The 18202-nt window shown below is 39.9% G+C and carries 16 protein-coding genes and 1 riboswitch; of the genes, 8 read left to right on the forward strand and 8 right to left on the reverse strand.

The annotated features are described in order from the left end of the window. Nucleotides 1-45: 45 nt before the first annotated feature. Nucleotides 46-987 (reverse strand): tRNA dihydrouridine(16) synthase DusC, encoded by a 942-nt coding sequence (dusC, locus tag ABE954_RS15890; protein ID WP_206227331.1) that lies wholly within the window; start codon nucleotides 985-987, stop codon nucleotides 46-48. Between the two features lie 301 nt (nucleotides 988-1288). Beyond that, entirely contained in the window at nucleotides 1289-2614 is a 1326-nt protein-coding gene (gene rhlE / locus ABE954_RS15895; RefSeq protein WP_042846593.1) for an ATP-dependent RNA helicase RhlE, read from the reverse strand. Between the two features lie 283 nt (nucleotides 2615-2897). On the opposite strand from rhlE, the gene cecR reads away from it, so the two are divergent. The 5 genes from cecR to ABE954_RS15920 all read left to right on the forward strand — a co-directional run bounded on the left by cecR (nucleotide 2898) and on the right by ABE954_RS15920 (nucleotide 8744). Further along, complete coding sequence (gene cecR / locus ABE954_RS15900) at nucleotides 2898-3596, forward strand: transcriptional regulator CecR (protein ID WP_208292476.1); 699 nt, start codon at nucleotides 2898-2900, stop codon at nucleotides 3594-3596. A gap of 151 nt (nucleotides 3597-3747) precedes the next feature. After that, on the forward strand, nucleotides 3748-4743 hold the full coding sequence (gene hlyD, locus ABE954_RS15905; protein WP_166686721.1) for a secretion protein HlyD: 996 nt from the start codon (nucleotides 3748-3750) through the stop codon (nucleotides 4741-4743). A gap of 9 nt (nucleotides 4744-4752) precedes the next feature. Continuing rightward, nucleotides 4753-6492: an ATP-binding cassette domain-containing protein gene (locus tag ABE954_RS15910; protein WP_166686720.1), complete on the forward strand. Its 1740-nt coding sequence runs from the start codon at nucleotides 4753-4755 to the stop codon at nucleotides 6490-6492. Then, nucleotides 6489-7628, forward strand: coding sequence for an ABC transporter permease (locus ABE954_RS15915; protein WP_042846597.1), 1140 nt, complete (start codon nucleotides 6489-6491; stop codon nucleotides 7626-7628). The genes ABE954_RS15910 and ABE954_RS15915 overlap by 4 nt, the downstream gene beginning before the upstream one ends. Nucleotides 7629-7637: 9 nt before the next feature. Further along, complete coding sequence (locus tag ABE954_RS15920) at nucleotides 7638-8744, forward strand: ABC transporter permease (protein ID WP_042846598.1); 1107 nt, start codon at nucleotides 7638-7640, stop codon at nucleotides 8742-8744. Between the two features lie 207 nt (nucleotides 8745-8951). Here the strand turns inward: ABE954_RS15920 and ABE954_RS15925 are convergent, their stop codons facing one another. From ABE954_RS15925 to moaA, 5 genes are all read right to left on the reverse strand, one after another. After that, on the reverse strand, nucleotides 8952-9659 hold the full coding sequence (locus tag ABE954_RS15925; RefSeq protein ID WP_048606499.1) for a Bax inhibitor-1/YccA family protein: 708 nt from the start codon (nucleotides 9657-9659) through the stop codon (nucleotides 8952-8954). A 134-nt stretch (nucleotides 9660-9793) separates the two neighbouring features. Further along, the gene (gene moaE / locus ABE954_RS15930; RefSeq protein ID WP_042846600.1) at nucleotides 9794-10246 is read right to left on the reverse strand and encodes a molybdopterin synthase catalytic subunit MoaE; all 453 of its coding nucleotides are present in this window, start codon (nucleotides 10244-10246) and stop codon (nucleotides 9794-9796) included. 1 nt (nucleotide 10247) lies between these two features. Then, nucleotides 10248-10493: a molybdopterin synthase sulfur carrier subunit gene (gene moaD / locus ABE954_RS15935; RefSeq protein ID WP_042846601.1), complete on the reverse strand. Its 246-nt coding sequence runs from the start codon at nucleotides 10491-10493 to the stop codon at nucleotides 10248-10250. Then, nucleotides 10493-10969, reverse strand: a complete 477-nt coding sequence (gene moaC / locus ABE954_RS15940; RefSeq protein WP_042846602.1) for a cyclic pyranopterin monophosphate synthase MoaC — start codon at nucleotides 10967-10969, stop codon at nucleotides 10493-10495. Before moaC ends, moaD begins: the two co-directional genes overlap by 1 nt. Before the next feature lie 24 nt (nucleotides 10970-10993). Further along, complete coding sequence (gene moaA, locus ABE954_RS15945) at nucleotides 10994-11974, reverse strand: GTP 3',8-cyclase MoaA (RefSeq protein ID WP_042846603.1); 981 nt, start codon at nucleotides 11972-11974, stop codon at nucleotides 10994-10996. Beyond that, a riboswitch (molybdenum cofactor riboswitch) is annotated at nucleotides 11964-12103 on the reverse strand. (Overlaps the previous gene by 11 nt.) Before the next feature lie 651 nt (nucleotides 12104-12754). Between moaA and yvcK the strand changes: the two genes are divergently transcribed. The 3 genes from yvcK to glsA all read left to right on the forward strand — a co-directional run bounded on the left by yvcK (nucleotide 12755) and on the right by glsA (nucleotide 15762). Continuing rightward, nucleotides 12755-13663 carry a uridine diphosphate-N-acetylglucosamine-binding protein YvcK gene (yvcK, locus tag ABE954_RS15950; protein WP_042846604.1) on the forward strand — a complete coding sequence of 303 codons (909 nt, stop codon included), beginning with the start codon at nucleotides 12755-12757 and terminating at the stop codon, nucleotides 13661-13663. A 187-nt stretch (nucleotides 13664-13850) separates the two neighbouring features. Next, entirely contained in the window at nucleotides 13851-14783 is a 933-nt protein-coding gene (locus ABE954_RS15955; protein ID WP_371025583.1) for an AEC family transporter, read from the forward strand. Nucleotides 14784-14826: 43 nt separating this feature from the next. After that, nucleotides 14827-15762: a glutaminase A gene (gene glsA / locus ABE954_RS15960; protein ID WP_048606494.1), complete on the forward strand. Its 936-nt coding sequence runs from the start codon at nucleotides 14827-14829 to the stop codon at nucleotides 15760-15762. A gap of 82 nt (nucleotides 15763-15844) precedes the next feature. On the opposite strand, the gene uvrB is transcribed toward glsA, so the two are convergent. Next, entirely contained in the window at nucleotides 15845-17863 is a 2019-nt protein-coding gene (gene uvrB / locus ABE954_RS15965) for an excinuclease ABC subunit UvrB (protein ID WP_371025584.1), read from the reverse strand. Nucleotides 17864-18202: the final 339 nt, after the last annotated feature.

An 18202-nucleotide genomic window follows, 5' to 3' on the forward strand; every position in this document is an offset into this window, starting at 1 on the left:
CCAATTTAGCAACTATTAACTCCTGATAATTATTCGTGTTCATCATCAATGGCTAACTATTTCCATTATGACCTGTGCTATCTGTTGAGCATTTTTTAAAGACCTTACTTGGGAAAATAATTCGTCTGCTTGCCGGTACTCTTTACGTAAATAACCAAGCCATTGCTTGATACGAGCTGCATGGTAATTACCTGTATCCCCTTGTTTTTCTAACTCCGTATATTTTAATAGTAATGACCCAACCTGCTCCCACGGCATTTTTTTATGGTTATGCTTAATCACACGACTCAGGTTCGGGGTGATCAACGCTCCACGCCCAATCATTACTGCATCACAACCTGTAATATTAAGGCAACTCTGAGCGCTGGTATAATCCCAAATTTCCCCATTAGCGATAACAGGGATCGTAAGTTTCTGACGAATTTCAGCTATTGCATGCCAATTAATTCGCTCTGCTTTGTAACCATCTTCTTTCGTTCGCCCATGAACAGTTAGTTCTGTTGCACCTGCTTGTTGAACCGCATCTGCAATTTCATAAGCAAGGTCACTATTATCCCAGCCAAGACGAACTTTAGCCGAAACCGGTAACGGTTTAGGTACTGCTGTTCTCATCGCTTTGACTGCGTTATAGATTAAATCAGGCTGTTTTAATAATGTTGCTCCACCGCCATGGCCATTCACTGTTTTAGAGGGGCAACCACAATTTAAATCGACACCATATGAACCTAGTTCTATAGCTCTAGCCGCATTTTCAGCTAACCATTGTGGGTGTTGCCCTAATAATTGCACCCGTACTAAAGTCCCAGAAGGAGTTCGGCTTTTATACTTTAGTTCAGGGCATAGGCGATAAAAGGTTTTTGCCGGCAATAAAGTATCAACTATTCGAATAAATTCGGTAATACAAAGGTCATAATCATTAACTTCACTAAGTAAAGTGCGAACTAGAGGATCTAAAACCCCTTCCATCGGAGCTAATAAAACACGCATAAATTACTCACCCAAAAACGCCATAAGGTAAAAAGAAATTTCATACATTTAATTGCCTTAAATAAAGCACCTTTAGAATATTAATATTAACGTGTGACATAAAACTTAACCTAATCAATTGCCGCCTATAATACATTTTCGTTGGTAAATAAGCAGAAGAATTATCATAAGAATGAGCGTCTTAATGGGGAAATGGCAACGAAGAGTTTTAGCGAGGGGAAAGCTATATCAAAATAAGTAGCTCAACCGATGTAATAAACATCGTGCTGAGCCACTTTTTTAATACGACTAGTTAAATCAGTTAACCTTCGTGACGACCTTGTTTAGCTTTTTTCTGCGCATTTTTCCATGGCGAACTCAACGTTTTCCCCGTACTAGGCTTAGCCGTGGATACATTGGTACGACGAGGTTTATTGCTAGAAGCCCCACTCGAACGGCGCTCACCACGTTGTGGTGTTTTTTGAATAGGTTCCGCTTTAATAGAAGGGTCCGGCTCGTAGCCCTCTACAGACATTCTTGGAATCGGCTTTTTAAGTAATTTTTCAATATCTTTAAGCAATTTAGCTTCATCAATACACACTAATGAAACCGCCATACCTGTCGCTTCAGCACGGCCAGTACGACCAATACGATGTACATAATCTTCAGCTACATTAGGCAGCTCAAAATTTACAACATAAGGCAGTTGTTCAATATCTAAGCCTCGTGCTGCAATATCGGTTGCAACTAAGACTCGAATATCCCCCGATTTAAAATCGGCTAAAGCACGTGTACGAGCACCTTGGCTTTTATTACCATGAATAGCCGCAGCCTTAATACCGTCTTTATTCAAATGCTCAGCTAGACGATTAGCCCCATGTTTTGTCCGAGTAAAGACTAAAACTTGTTGCCAATTCTCACGACCAATCATAAAAGAAAGTAATTCCGATTTACGTTTTTTATCAACTAAATGAACATACTGAGTAATTTGTTCAGAAGCTGAATTACGAGGAGCCACTTCAATGGTCACTGGGTTATTCAGTAACTTATTTGCTAACTGCTTAATTTCATCTGAAAAAGTAGCAGAAAATAATAAATTTTGACGTTTTTTAGGTAATTTATTAATAACTCGGCGGATATCATGAATAAACCCCATATCTAACATGCGGTCAGCTTCATCTAACACAAATACTTCTACTTGAGAAAGATCAACCGCATTTTGATGAGCTAAATCTAACAAGCGCCCTGGGGTCGCGATTAAAATATCCACGCCTCCGCGTAACTTCATCATCTGAGGATTAATACTTACACCGCCAAAAACCACAAACGAACGAATACGTAGATGACGACTATACTCTTTTACATTTTCAGCAACTTGTGCCGCAAGCTCCCTTGTTGGCGTCAAAATTAATGCGCGAATTGGCTTACGATTATTCCCAGCACGAGGAGTAGTAACCAGTTTTTGTAAAATTGGCAACGTAAAACCCGCAGTTTTACCGGTGCCTGTTTGTGCGCTGGCTAAAAGGTCGCTTCCTGCAAGCACTGCTGGGATCGCTTGTTGTTGAATTGGCGTTGGGCTTTCATAGCCTAATTCATTAATGGCAAGCAAGATTTCCTCGTTTAATGCGAGGTCTGAAAAAGTAGTCAAATTAAATTACTCCGGGCTTCACCGCTTTCAATAGATTTTGGCAGTTATGGGGGAAGTGAGTCAGAGGAAAAAGCGCAAACTGCCGTGCGACATCACCAAATTCTAACATTATTTGCAGATGATAAATATATTAATTTAGTTTGGTTAATAAATTAATATAAAATCCCCCCTATATAGTATATATACTTACACAATACTATGAGATGTCGTTTTTTGTCCCTTATAAACATAAAAGCCAATTAAGAGCTTATTGGGTGTTATTTAATTCTGATTTTTAAAAGGAATGTTTATGAATACAGGTTCATCGCAAACTTTGCGGGGAGAAAACGCAAAAACACAACTGCTGCACACAGCTGCTGATGTCTATGGAGAGCAAGGCCTTGATGGCGCAACAACACGGAGAATTGCACAAGCTTCAGGGCAAAATATCGCCGCAATATCTTACTATTTTGGTTCAAAAGAAGGGCTTTACTTAGCCGTTGCCCACCTTATAGCCAAAAATATCAAAGATGATTTCAGTGATGTTTTCTTGGCAATTGATCAATTTTTAGAAAAACCGATAGCAACTCAAAAACCTGAGGATGCTTTAGATTTACTGCAACGGACTGTAATTGCGTATAACTATTTTCAACTCGAAAAGAAAAATTTGAGTTTTTCGCGTATATTAGCGCGCGAACAGCTCAATCCAACTGAAGCATATACCATCATTCATGAACATGCTTTAGGCCCAATACACTCACGATTAAACCGGCTTATCGCCCTCTATATTGGTGCAGACCCCAACCATTTAACGACGCTTATCCACACCCATGCTATTCTTGGTGAAACCCTGTCATTTCGTATTGCACGGGAAACATTGTTACGGCAAACGGGTTGGAAACATATCAATGAAAATGAATTTGAAATTATTAATCAAGTTCTTATTGAGCATACTAATATACTTTTAGCTGGTTTACGTCATCGCAAACAACATGAAAAGTGATATCATTAATTAAAGTGAAATATTCACGTTGATTATCACTAGAGGCTGATGATTTTCGCCGTCTTTCAAACAGAAACCGAGCATCAAAAATCAACAGCCTCTAACACCAATATCCGTTTTTCATATCACAGGTTCTTAAGTAAGGTTAGCTATGAACAATAAAAACCGTTCCGCAGTTGTTCTAATTATTGTCATATTAATCGGTATTGCCGCTGGAGGTTATTACTATTACCAATCTCAGCAAGAGAATACATTGACACTCTATGGTAATGTTGATGTTAGAACCGTTAACCTTAGTTTCCGTGTACCTGGAAAACTGGCGTCTTTAGATGTCGATGAGGGTGCACACGTTGTTGCAGGGGATAAACTAGGTCAACTTGATGATGCCCCTTATATCAATGCATTAAATAAAGCTAAAGGGGTACGTGATAGCGCGAAGGCTCAGTTAGCATTAAAAGAAAGTGGTTACCGTACTCAAGAAATTGCTCAAGTTGAAGCTGAAGTCGCACAGAAACAAGCCGCTTGGCAATATGCGGATAATTTTTATAAGCGCCAGCAAGGGCTAGCAGCTTCACGCGTTATTTCAGCCAATGAGCTAGATAATGCAAAAAATAATCGCAATCAAGCTTTTGCCGCACTCCAAGCCGCACAAGATAAACTCAATCAATATCAAAGTGGTTTTCGCCAAGAAGAAATAGCCGCCGCAAGGGGCGAATGGTTGCAGGCTGAAGCTGCTGTTGCACAAGCTGAATTGGACTTACAAGACACTCTTTTAACCGCCCCCTCCACCGGTACAATATTAACTAGGGCTATTGAGCCTGGCACTATCATTAATTCAGGCAATACCGTATTTAGCGTGACACTCACAAACCCTGTTTGGGTCAGAGCCTATGTCAGTGAACCCCACCTCGGTGAGGCAGTACCGGGCAAAGAAGTACTTTTACGTACTGATAGCCGGCCAGATAAGCCTTACCACGGTACCATTGGGTTTGTCTCGCCGACCGCCGAATTTACCCCTAAAAGCGTACAGACACCTGATTTAAGAACTGATTTAGTCTATCGGCTACGCATTGTTGTCAATGATGCAGATGAGGCATTACGTCAAGGAATGCCTGTAACCATTCAATTCACTGATCATAAGCAATAAGAGTTTGCAATGAGTGATAATTACAGTATTCACCTAGTCAATGTCGAAAAAACGTTTGTTGGCCTTAGCGCCCCTGCGGTTGAAAGCTTAACAATCGATATTCATGGTGGCTCTGTGACAGGTCTTGTTGGCCCTGATGGCGCAGGTAAAACCACATTAATGCGAATGCTTGCCGGCTTATTAAAACCAGACTCGGGGAAAATTCGAGTTATGGGGCTTGACCCCATTGAAGACAGTATCGCGATGCGTGCAAGTCTTGGTTATATGCCACAAAAATTTGGGCTATATGAAGACTTAACAGTCCAAGAAAATTTGGACTTATATGCTGACCTTAGAGGCATAGTGGGTGAAGAACGCATATCTACTTATCGGCAATTACTTTCTTTTACGAGCCTAGCCCCTTTTACTAAAAGGTTGGCGGGTAAACTTTCTGGCGGAATGAAACAAAAGCTCGGTTTAGCTTGTACATTATTAGGTAAACCTAAAGTGCTGCTATTAGACGAACCGGGGGTTGGTGTAGACCCAATCGCACGACGTGAGTTATGGCAAATGGTGCATACCCTTGCAGATGACGGTATGTTAATCCTTTGGAGCACATCATATTTAGATGAAGCCCAACAATGTAAAAATGTACTGCTTTTAAATAAAGGAAAGCAGCTTTACTCTGGCGCACCTGAAGTATTAACCCAAAAAATGGCTGGGCGTTCCTATTTACTTGATGCCCCAGCTAACCAAAAACGCACAGTGCTACAAAATGCGCTCGTATTACCCGAAACCACCGATGGAGTCATCCAAGGCCGTTATATTCGCCTAATTTTAAAGCCTAACGCATCCCAAGCAAATTTATTAGCAGCTTTAGATATGAGCGATAAAAAGCTGATTGAGGCACAACCCCGCTTTGAAGATGCTTTTATTGATTTGCTTGGTGGCGGGCCATCCCATCGTTCCGAATTAGCGGCTATCGTGCCACAAATACCTGCTAACCCGCAGGAAACTGTTATAGAAGCTCGTAATTTAACAAAAAAATTTGCTCAATTTGCGGCAACAGATAGGGTCAACTTTCAGGTCAAACGAGGGGAAATTTTTGGGTTGTTAGGGCCTAATGGTGCAGGTAAATCGACAACATTTAAAATGATGTGTGCTTTAATGAAGCCAACCGATGGCCAAGCATTGGTACTGGGTATGGACTTAAAAACGAGTTCAAATAAAGTTAGGCAACATCTTGGCTATATGGCTCAAAAATTTTCACTATATGGCAATTTAAAAGTTGGGCAAAACCTAAAGTTTTTCTCTGGTGTTTATGGTTTACATCACAAACAACAATCAAGCAAAATTCAAGAGATGGTCGATGCTTTCAATTTTACTCCCATAATTAATCAGGTCACAGACTCTCTTCCCTTGGGTTACAAGCAACGTTTAGCACTGGCCTGCTCGTTAATGCATGAACCTGATATTTTATTTTTAGATGAACCGACTTCAGGTGTTGACCCGTTAACCCGTAGGGAATTTTGGTTACATATTAATGGTATGGTTGATAAAGGCGTCACTGTCATGGTCACCACACACTTTATGGATGAAGCAGAATACTGCGATAGAATTGGGCTGGTTTATCATGGCAAAATTATTGCTGCGGGTACCCCCGACGAGCTAAAACAGCAAGTTGTGACTAACGATAACCCAGACCCATCGATGGAAGATGCGTTTATTGGTTTGATCAACCGTTATGATAAACAGCAGGAGGCTCAATGACTCAATCAGCTTCCCATTTTTCATGGCGTAGGCTCAAAGCGCTATGTTGGAAAGAAACTAAACAAATTGTCCGTGACCCAAGCAGTGCATTAATCGCTGTTGTTATCCCACTAATGTTATTGTTTATTTTCGGTTATGGTATCAATCTAGATTCAAGTAAATTACGCGTTGGTATTTTGCTTGAGCAGCAAACCCCACAAGCACGTGAATTAGTCGATACCTTTACAGGCTCGCCATTTATTGATGCAACTATTAGTAATAATAGAAACTTTTTGATAGACAAAATGCAAGCTGGTGAGATCCGCGGCATTGTCGTGATCCCTGTTAATTTTTCAGCGCAATTATTGCAAGCACAAGGCCATGCGGCTATCCAAGTTATTACCGATGGTAGTGAGCCAAATACCGCGAATTTTGTGCAAGCATACACCAAAGGTATTTGGCATACATGGCAGATGCAACAAGGGGAAAACCAAGGTAAACCCATTTCCCCCTTGATTGAAGTCGATATGCGTTATTGGTTTAATGAGGCGGCCATTAGTCAGCATTTTATTATCCCAGGGGCAATCAGCATTATCATTACTGTTGTCGGGGCTATTTTAACCTCGCTGGTCATTGCTAGGGAGTGGGAACGTGGCACAATGGAAGCGTTACTTTCTACTCAAATTACTAAAACTGAATTATTACTTTCAAAATTACTGCCATACCAAGTGCTTGGCTCATTTGTGATGGTTTTATGCATGTTTGTCACCACTTTCGTGTTAGGTGTGCCTTATCGAGGTTCATTACTGGTGTTATTTGTGATCACCAGCCTTTATCTTGCAACCGCACTTGGAATGGGCTTATTAATTTCTACCATCACTCGTAATCAATTCAATGCTGCTATGGTGGCTCTAAATGCCGCATTCTTACCTGCAATAATGTTATCTGGTTTTATTTTTGAAATTGATAGCATGCCAGCAATCATTCAGGTAGTGACTTATTTTATCCCTGCTCGCTATTTTGTCAGTAGTTTACAAACACTATTTCTTGCTGGGGATGTCTACCTCGTTTTACTGACCGATTTTCTGTTGTTAATCGCATCAGCCATCTTATTTATTGGCTTAACGGCGCTTAAAACCCGTCGTCGTCTTGATTGAGGTGTCACTATGTTTTATCGCTTATACACCTTAATTATGAAAGAACTTCAATCATTACTTCAAGAACCACAGACGCGGATGATTTTGATTTTACCTGTGGTTTTTCAGATGATTTTATTTCCCTTGGCTGCCACATTAGAAGTCACTAATACCACGATTGCTATTTTTGACCAAGACAGTGGTAAACACTCTATAGAACTAACCCAACGGCTCGCCAAAGCCAGTGCTTTTTCTCATATTTTATTAGTGAAAAATGAGAAAGAGGTTCGCAAAGTACTTGATAACCGCCAAGCACTACTCGTCGTTCGTTTTAGCCAAAACTTTAGTGCTGATATTGCGACACAACAAAATGCCAATATGTTATTACTGCTTGATGGACGTAATTCAAATAGTGCGCAAATTGCTGCAAACTATGTTGAACAAATTGTGATGCAATACCAACAAGAATTGGCACAAACACAGGTCTCCCTCAATAACAGTGAATTAGTTGTCCGTAATTGGTATAACCCTAATTTGGATTATAAATGGTTTATCGTTCCATCATTAGTTGCTCTGATAACCACTATTGGCGTTTTGATTGTAACATCGCTGTCAATTGCAAGAGAACGCGAACAAGGAACCCTCGACCAACTATTAGTTTCCCCACTAACAACTTGGCAAATATTTATCGGTAAAGCGGTCCCTGCTTTGATTGTGGCTACCGCGCAAGCAACCCTAGTACTTGTCATTGGTATTTTTTGCTATCAAATTCCGTTTGCTGGCTCCCTGCTGCTATTTTATGCCACCATGTTATTTTATGGCTTGTCATTGGTCGGGTTTGGGCTATTAATTTCGGCATTATGTTCAACGCAACAGCAAGCATTCATTGGTGTATTCGTGTTTATGATGCCAGCAGTCTTGTTGTCAGGGTATATTTCCCCAGTTGAAAATATGCCAATTTGGCTACAAGAAATAACGTGGATTAACCCTATTCGCCATTTCACAGAAATAACCAAGCAAATCTACCTTAAAGATGCAGATTTCTCCGTGGTTTTTCATAGCCTTTGGCCATTATTTATCATTGCGATAATCACCAGTTCAGCGGCTTATTATTTATTTAGGAAAAAAATAGCGTGATCATAAAGATATAACATTACGTTTTAGAAGCACAATTGAACATGCTAGAGACACCAATAACGCCTTGAATTACAAACAAACTAATAATATTCAAATCATATTTTACGATAGTATTTAGATCAAAAAACCCTTGTTACCGAAGTAACAAGGGTTTTGAATTTTTACGGCTAAAGCGACCACATGTTAACTAATGGATAGAAACATGAATTATCGACGGTCACCGAAGATACGCAGTAACATTAAGAACAGGTTAATGAAGTCTAAGTACAGAGATAATGCACCCATAATAGAGTACTTACGCATGGTTTCCCTGTCATCTTCATCAATTTGTGAACCCATTTCTTTCAGTTTTTGAGTGTCATATGCGGTTAACGCAGCAAACAGTAGCACACCACCGTAAGTGATCACCCAATACATCATTGTGCTTTGCAGCCAGATGTTAACTAAAGAAGCAACAACGATACCAATTAGAGCCATAAACAGGAAGTTACCCATCCCAGTTAAGCTACGTTTAGTGGTATAGCCGTAGAAGCTTAATGCACCGAACATCACTGCGGTAATTACAAACGTACCCGCGACGGATTCGCCCGTATAAGCAGCGAGGATCACTGAAATAGTTAAACCCGTTAGCAGTGAATAAAGCATAAACATGCCCGTCGCTGCCATTCCGCTAATTTTTTGCAGTAAGAATGATATCCCCATGACCAAACCAAGTTCAGCGATAATCATTCCAAAAAACAATATTTTATTCGTTGCAATGGTGTAATACAAACCACTGCTTACTGAATACCACGCAACAAATGCTGTCAGCAATAGACCGACTGTCATCCAGCCGTATACTTGCGACATAAATGCCTGAACGCCTGTATTGGCCCTCTGGACAAGAGAATCATTACGTTGATCAAACTGACCCATGATGGTTACCCTTTCGCTAAAAGAAAAATCGACCCAGTAAAAATACTGCAATCGGACAAAATTAACCAAAGTCTAACACATTATTTTGACAATACCATTCGGCAAATTCGTATTTTTTAGGGGAAAAAATGCGATTACCAACGGTTTGCAGACGTTTCATCGCTCTCTTTCGCTTCCACCCAGCGCTCGTTTTCTGGCAAGGTTTCTTTTTTCCAAAATGGGGCTTTTGTTTTTAAATAATCCATTATAAATTCAGCAGCTTGAAATGCAGCATTACGATGAGCACTGGTGACGCCAACAAACACGATTTCGTCTCCCGGTTGCAGTGTACCAATACGGTGGATAACACTGACCCTTTGGAGTGGCCAACGGCCTCTCGCCTCAGTGACGATGTTTGTTAAGGCTTTTTCAGTCATGCCAGGATAGTGCTCTAAAGTTAAGGCAGCTACACTGTCCCCTAAATTATGGTTACGAACCTTGCCTGTAAAGGTCACCACCGCGCCATCACTATCACATTCAGCAAGCCATTGATATTGTTCGCCAACACTAAAGTTATCTGTCTGTACTGCGATATGGGTATTTTCCATTTTATCCCCCTGTGACCGGAGGAAAAAATGCCACTTCATCGTTATCAGTAAGCGGATGAGTAAACGGAACAAACGATTGATTAACAGCCGCCAGTAACTTGCCATCCTCAAGTGCCAATGCCCAGCGTTCACCTTTTTGAGAGAGCGCGTAGCGTAAATCTTCAACTGTCTGATAGTGTTCAGTAATGTCTAAACAGTCTACCCCCACTAACTCACGTACTTGCGCAAAAAATAAAACTTTAATCATCATTCCACCTTAAAATGTCCAGACTTCCCGCCTGTTTTTTCTAATAAGCGAACAGGGCCGATGACCATGTCTTTTTGTACAGCTTTACACATGTCATAAATAGTCAGTGCCGCTACCGAAGCGGCGGTTAACGCTTCCATTTCCACACCAGTTTTACCTGTTAAACGACAGCATGTCTCAATACGAACACGGTTATATTGCTGCTCTGCAGTAAGTGTCACTTCGACTTTAGTGAGTAATAATGGGTGACACAAAGGAATAAGCTGCCAAGTATTTTTTGCAGCTTGAATACCTGCGATACGTGCCGTAGCAAACACATCCCCTTTGTGATGGCTTCCATCAACAATCATCGATAACGTTTCGGGGTTCATCGTGACATAAGCTTCAGCACGAGCTTCGCGGATAGTTTCAGTTTTTGCAGAAACATCAACCATATGCGCCTCGCCCGACGCATTGAGGTGAGTCAGTTGGGACATATTTTCTCCTGAAATCTAAAAGGGTTAACCGCCAATAACAGATAAATTTGGTGTAATGCCGCTATCACCCATATGTAGGAAATGAGTTTCACGTTTATGGTGTAACCCACGCTGTATGCGGGCTTTTAGGTCTTCATTTTGGCTATCATCTGCCAACAAATCCCGTAGAGGAACACCATTTTCACCGAATAAACATAAATGTAAATTTCCTAATGAGGAAACACGTAGGCGGTTACAACTTTGACAAAAATCTTTTTCATACGGCATGATAAGCCCAATTTCACCTTGGTAATCAGGGTGACTAAAGACTTGAGCTGGGCCATCGCTACGAGAGCGAGGCAACATATACCAGCCCTCTTCAATCAAGCGAGCACGAACCGTTTCACCGGAAACATGGTAACGTTGGAAGATATCGCTGCCATCCCCCGTTTCCATTAACTCAATAAAACGTAATTGAATTGGGCGATGTTTAATCCAATTTAGAAATGATTTCAACGCAATATCATTGATATTTTTCATCAGTACGGCATTCACTTTGACTTTCTCAAAGCCTGCTTCAAAAGCAGCATCAATGCCTTTCATCACTTGGAAAAATTTATCTTGCCCTGTAATTGCAGCAAATTGACGAGGATCGAGACTATCGACGCTGACATTAATCGCGTTCAGACCAGCCTCTCTCCATGTTTGTACATCCCTCGCCATGCGGTAACCATTAGTCGTCACCGCTATTTTTTTGATGGCGTCATTTTCATTAATTGCGGCAATAATGTCGCTGAAATCTTTACGCATTGTTGGCTCACCACCAGTAATACGCACTTTTTCCGTTCCCAGTTCAGCAAATGCTGTACTGATGCGACGTATTTCATCTAGTGTTAGAAATTCATGGCGGCCACTGGGTTTATAGCCATCAGGTAGGCAGTATGTGCAACGAAAATTGCAAACATCTGTTATAGAAAGCCGAAGATAGTAAAATTTCCGGTCATATTGATCGACGAGTTGTTGCATAATCACACCTTTCCAAATACGGGAGATGCAGACATTTCTATCTTACACCCTGGTGGCTGTATGCCACGGCCAGTGCATCATATTTGTTTATGCAAACTTAGACGCAAAGGCTAGGAGTTTTATTTGGAACTTAGCCGCTGATTTTGAAAAATAAAATTAGCCACTCTGTTCACTTAATTTCTGTATGGATTCTAGCTGATAGAAATTGAAAAAGCGAATCAGAATTCGATATATATTATATTATACAGCGACTTACATAAGATGAGGTAATTGATTCGAAGCCATTATTATTACTGATAATTTTTTGTTTTGAGCTATAACAATGAATACAATTTCTCATAAAATGATTAACACACCTTATTATTTAATTAAACATTTATTGATGTAGATCTAAAATAAGAGCCCAGTTCGCCATTAAACCAGTGTAAACAAAACTCACACGGCCATTTAATTGCAATTCAATACCTCAAATGCAGTTGCAATTATGTTATGACTCCCAATACCGAAGCCTATCATTTCCAGTTTAGTACGATTTATAGCAAGATTATCTGGTGTATTTTTCCGCATTAAGCACACTTCAATACGGAATGTTCTCTTTTATTGTTTTTTATCACAGTACTTAAGCTAAGAATGATGTTTTATGATAGATTAATGCCCAATTTATTTAGAACCCTTTTTAAGTGCAGCATAAAAAATAGCAGTGGCATATCGGATGAATTTTGCCGTTGTAAACGATTTGGTTATTTTTTGGTGCTAAAAATTAATTGATATAGGAACACTATGCCGAATTGCAGTCTGGCGGATCTCAGGCATGTTGTCGCTCTCGGTGGCGGGCATGGGCTTGGTCGCGTGATGTCTTCTCTTTCCTCTTTAGGTTCTCGTTTAACCGGCATCGTTACCACCACTGATAATGGCGGTTCTACGGGTCGAATTCGTCGGTCTGAAGGTGGGATCGCTTGGGGAGATATGCGTAACTGTTTGAACCAATTGATCACTGAGCCTTCAATTGCTTCTGCCATGTTTGAATATCGTTTTAGTGGTAATGGTGAGCTATCTGGCCATAACTTAGGTAATTTGATGCTAAAGTCATTAGATCATCTGAGCGTGCGACCTTTGGAAGCCATTAATCTCATCCGTAATATGCTAAAAGTCGATGCGCAGTTAATCCCGATGTCAGAATCGCCTGTTGACTTAATGGCTGTTGATGAGATGGGTAATGAGGTTTACGGTGAAGTGAATGTCGATGCCCTGAGTGAAGTCCCGAAAGAACTTCGTTTATATCCAACAGTCAAAGCGACAGGCGAAGCTTTAGAGGCTATTCACCAAGCTGATTTGATCATCATCGGCCCCGGTAGTTTTTTTACAAGCCTGATGCCACTCTTATTGTTAGAAGAAATTGCAAGTGCATTGCATGAATGTAAAGCACCAATGATTTATATTGGTAACTTAGCAAAAGAAATAAGCTCCCCTGCCGCTAACCTTTCTTTACCTGAAAAGTTACAAATGATGGAGCATTATATTGGCTGTAAAAAAATCGATGCATTGATCCTTGGGCCACGCACGCAAATAGATAATATTAGTGGAGAGCGTAAAATCATCCAACGTGTTCTTGAGGCAGATGACATCCCTTATCGTCACGATAGAAAGCTACTATTACAAGCCATTGAGGCTGCCATCCAATTAATTTAATTAAGCATTTAAGAATTTAGTTCCTCTTTTTAAGGAGGAATTAAATTCTATTCCTAAAAACTTCATAATTATTTTTCTCTTTTCCAAGGTTTTCATCTATATTATTAATATATGATTTTATAAAGATAACTTTTAATATTTATGACTAGCAAAATGTGGTTCCATATAATGCCATTGAGGAACGTAAATGCTAAATGATTATTCAAATATTTTAATTCTTTTTCTGATTGTTGGGATAGGATTTATTTTAGGTAAAATAAAGTGGTTCAATGAAAATAGTAATAGTGCAATGACAAAGTTATTACTTAATATCACATTGCCTATAACGCTCATTTTATCTATCACTACTGACTTTTCAAAAAAAGAATTTTTAACATTAATTCCAGCTATTATACTCCCATTTAGCACTATTTTACTGTTAATGTTAATTTCCTTTATAGTTGCTATTATAATGAAGCTCCCAAGGGGAGAACATGGCTTATTTATTGGCCTTTGCTCGATGAGTAGCACTGTTTTTTTTGGTATTCCAATCACAATGGCCGTTTATGGTTCCCATCAATTACCTTATGCATTAATGACATACATAGCACAAACCATTATCTACTGGACATTAGGCATCTATTTACTTAAGAATGATAATAATACCGAAAAATTTAACGTTATAGATACAATAAAAAATATTTTCACACCGCCTCTAATCGCATTTATTATTGGTGTATTTCTATTATTAACTCATATAAAGATACCCAGTTTATTAACATCGTTTTTTGACTATTTAAATGGCATGACTTCACCTCTCGCAATGCTGATTATTGGGGTCATCATTTATCTTACTGGCTTAAAAACATTAAAAATAACCATACCTATTATAGTGATTATTATTTTTAGGTTTATTGTTACACCTTTAGTTGTTTTATTACTTGGCCATTTATTGAATATGCCAATAATGATGATAAAAGTCACAATACTAGTCTGTTCACTACCTATTCCAAATACGACTGTTATCTTAGCAAATAAATATAAAACCGATATAACACTTGCAACACAAGCTTTAACATTTTCTATTCTTATTTATTTATTATATATCCCTGTTATTTTATATTTTATCCATACAATATAACTGAGCTTAATAATTAACTTATATTTATTAAGGAATAACACTTATGCTAGATCTAAAAAAAATGCGCGTTACTGTCGAAGATATTTACCAAGAATTCCGCCATGATACGGAAGGAGCAAATGCAGACTATATTCCATTTTTAGCCAAAATTGATAGTCAACTTTGCGCATTAGCCGTGGTGACGGCTCAAGGGGATATTATTTCAGCAGGTGATACCCAATACCGTTTTGCTATTGAATCGATTTCTAAGGTGTGTACGCTCGCCTTAGCACTCGAAGACTTTAGCCCTGATGTAATTCAAGAAAAGTTAGGGGCATCTGCGACAGGGTTGCCTTTTAATTCTGTGATGGCATTAGAATTACATGGAGATAAACCTTTGTCCCCCTTAGTCAATGCAGGTGCAATTTCAGCGGCAAGTATTATTAAAGCGCAATCAATAGATGAGCGCTGGCAACGTATTTTAGAGATGCAACGAAAATTAGGCTCTAAAGAGATTACTATTTCTGAGGAATTAAACCAGTCCGAACAAGCGACTAATTTTCATAATCGTGGAATTGCTTGGCTATTATATGCCGCTGGCTACCTTTATTGCGATACAATGGAAGCTTGTGATGTATATACTCGTCAGTGCTCAACACTTATTACCACGGTAGAATTAGCCACTATGGGTGCAACTATTGCAACCGGTGGGAAAAACCCAATAACCAAAGAGCAAGTCCTTAACCCTGATAACTGCCCGAAAATACTCGCTGAAATGACCATGGAAGGGATGTACGACAGTTCAGGCAATTGGGCCTATAACGTTGGGCTACCTAGCAAAAGCGGAGTCGGAGGCGGTATATTAACGATAATACCTGGAGTGATGGCAATTGCGGCATTTTCTCCACCTTTAGACCCAATAGGAAACAGCGTTAGAGGGCAAAAGATGGTCGCAAAACTCGCCAAAAGTTTAGGCTATAATTTATACAAATGCCGTTAGCCTATAATACCCCGCCTTGATTGAACAGCCCCGCTGCCAATAAGCGGCGGGGTAATCTTAACAAATTGTTTTTAATCAATATTTATGAGTTAGCAATAAACTGAGAGCGTATCGCTTGCAGTTCATCTCGCACCCTTGCCGCAGCTTCAAACTCCAAATCTTGCGCGTGTTTATACATTTGGGCTTCGAGTTGCGAAATGCGTTGTTCCAACTGTTTTGTCGACATAGATTGCACATCAGCCATAACATCATTTTTGATGTTATCTTTGGCTCGATTCTTGCCCTTGCCCCCCACTTTGTGACCAATTTGCAAGATATCGCCGACTTTCTTATTAAGCCCCTGTGGAGTAATGCCATGCTCTTCATTGAAAGCCATTTGTTTAGCACGGCGGCGTTCCGTTTCGGCAATCGCTTTTTGCATTGAATTTGTGACCCTATCGCCATACAGAATAGCTTTACCATTCAAGTTACGGGCGGCACGGCCAATAGTCTGAATCAATGAACGCTCTGACCGCAAGAACCCTTCTTTATCTGCATCCAGAATAGCGACAAGAGACACCTCAGGCATATCGAGGCCTTCTCTTAATAAGTTAATACCAACCAACACATCAAACTCACCAAGACGCAAGTCGCGAATAATTTCAACACGCTCAACTGTATCGATATCAGAATGGAGATAACGTACTCGCTCGCCATGTTCCTCAAGATATTCGGTTAAATCCTCTGCCATCCGTTTTGTTAGCGTAGTGACTAACACCCGCTCATTTTTCTGTACACGAATACGAATTTCAGAAATTAAATCATCAACTTGAGTTGCAACAGGACGAACTTCAATTATTGGGTCAAGTAACCCAGTTGGGCGAACAACCTGTTCGATAACCTCATGACCAGATTTATCAAGCTCATAGTTACCTGGTGTTGCAGAGACATAGATTGTTTGAGGTGCCAGTGCTTCAAACTCTTCAAAGCGCATTGGCCGGTTATCCAATGCGGAAGGTAGACGAAAACCATATTCAACCAGAGTTTCTTTTCTCGAACGGTCACCTTTATACATCGCCCCAATTTGCGGGATAGTAACGTGAGACTCATCAACCACTAATAAACCGTCAGCAGGGAGGTAATCAAATAAGGTTGGAGGGGCTTCACCCGGTGCTCGCCCTGACAAATAACGTGAATAGTTTTCAATCCCTGAGCAATAACCGAGCTCATTCATCATTTCTAAATCATACTGAGTGCGTTGAGTTAACCGCTGCTCTTCTACTAATTTGTGGTTTTCCAATAGAACTTTACGTCTATCAACTAACTCAACTTTTATCTGTTCCATCGCTTCAAGAATACGTTCTCTCGGCGTAACATAGTGCGTTTTAGGATAGACGGTGAAACGAGGAACACGGTGTTGGATTTGACCGGTAAGTGGGTCAACCAAGGATAACCTTTCGACTTCGTCATCAAATAATTCAACACGTAAAGCATATTCATCTGATTCAGCTGGGAATATATCAATAACTTCACCGCGTACACGGAACGTACCACGGGTAAAGGCTTGGTCATTACGTGTATATTGTAGATCTGCCAAGCGACGGAGAATCGACCGTTGATCAATAATCATACCGTCCGTCAAATGCAACATCATTTTTAAATAGCTATCGGGGTCACCTAACCCATAAATAGCAGATACCGAAGCGACAACAATGACGTCTCGACGTTCAAGTAAAGCCTTAGTCGCAGACAAACGCATTTGCTCAATATGTTCGTTAACAGAGGCATCTTTCTCAATAAAGGTATCCGAGCTTGGTACATAAGCTTCTGGCTGATAATAATCATAGTAAGAAACGAAGTACTCAACCGCATTTTCAGGAAAAAACGCTTTCATTTCACTGTAAAGCTGAGCCGCTAAGGTTTTATTATGCGCCATCAACATGGTTGGTCGATTTTCTTTTGCGATGACGTTAGCTATCGTAAAGGTTTTCCCCGAACCTGTTACCCCTAATAGGGTTTGATGAGCGAGACCATCTTGTAGCCCTTCCCTTAATTTTCGAATAGCTTCAGGCTGGTCCCCCCCCGGTTGGAAATCAGAATGCAGTTTAAAATCCTTACTCATATTAACGCCCCTTAGCTTATCTCTTGCGTTATAATACTGGATAAAAAACCAGCTTCAAGCCCTGAGATGAAATTTTCTGTAATTAACCATTCCAATAAGTTTATAAAAATGTTATCCCCAAAAAAGTACTTGACCTTTTCTAAACTTTATATTTTATGCTATTGCCTTTTTGCGCCCTATGTTAAATACAAATTGAAGGCTTGATTTTATTTAACCAATTGAATTTAAAATAAATTAATTTCGAGTCCAGATTCACATCAAATAAAGGCAAAGCCGCTTGTCACCTAGCATAGAACTTGTTTTATAACGTTAATACACAAGGTTATCCACAGAAATAGT

Origin of the sequence: Providencia sp. TYF-12 (assembly GCF_041344805.1) — a bacterium.
GTDB classification, from domain to species: domain Bacteria; phylum Pseudomonadota; class Gammaproteobacteria; order Enterobacterales; family Enterobacteriaceae; genus Providencia; species Providencia huashanensis.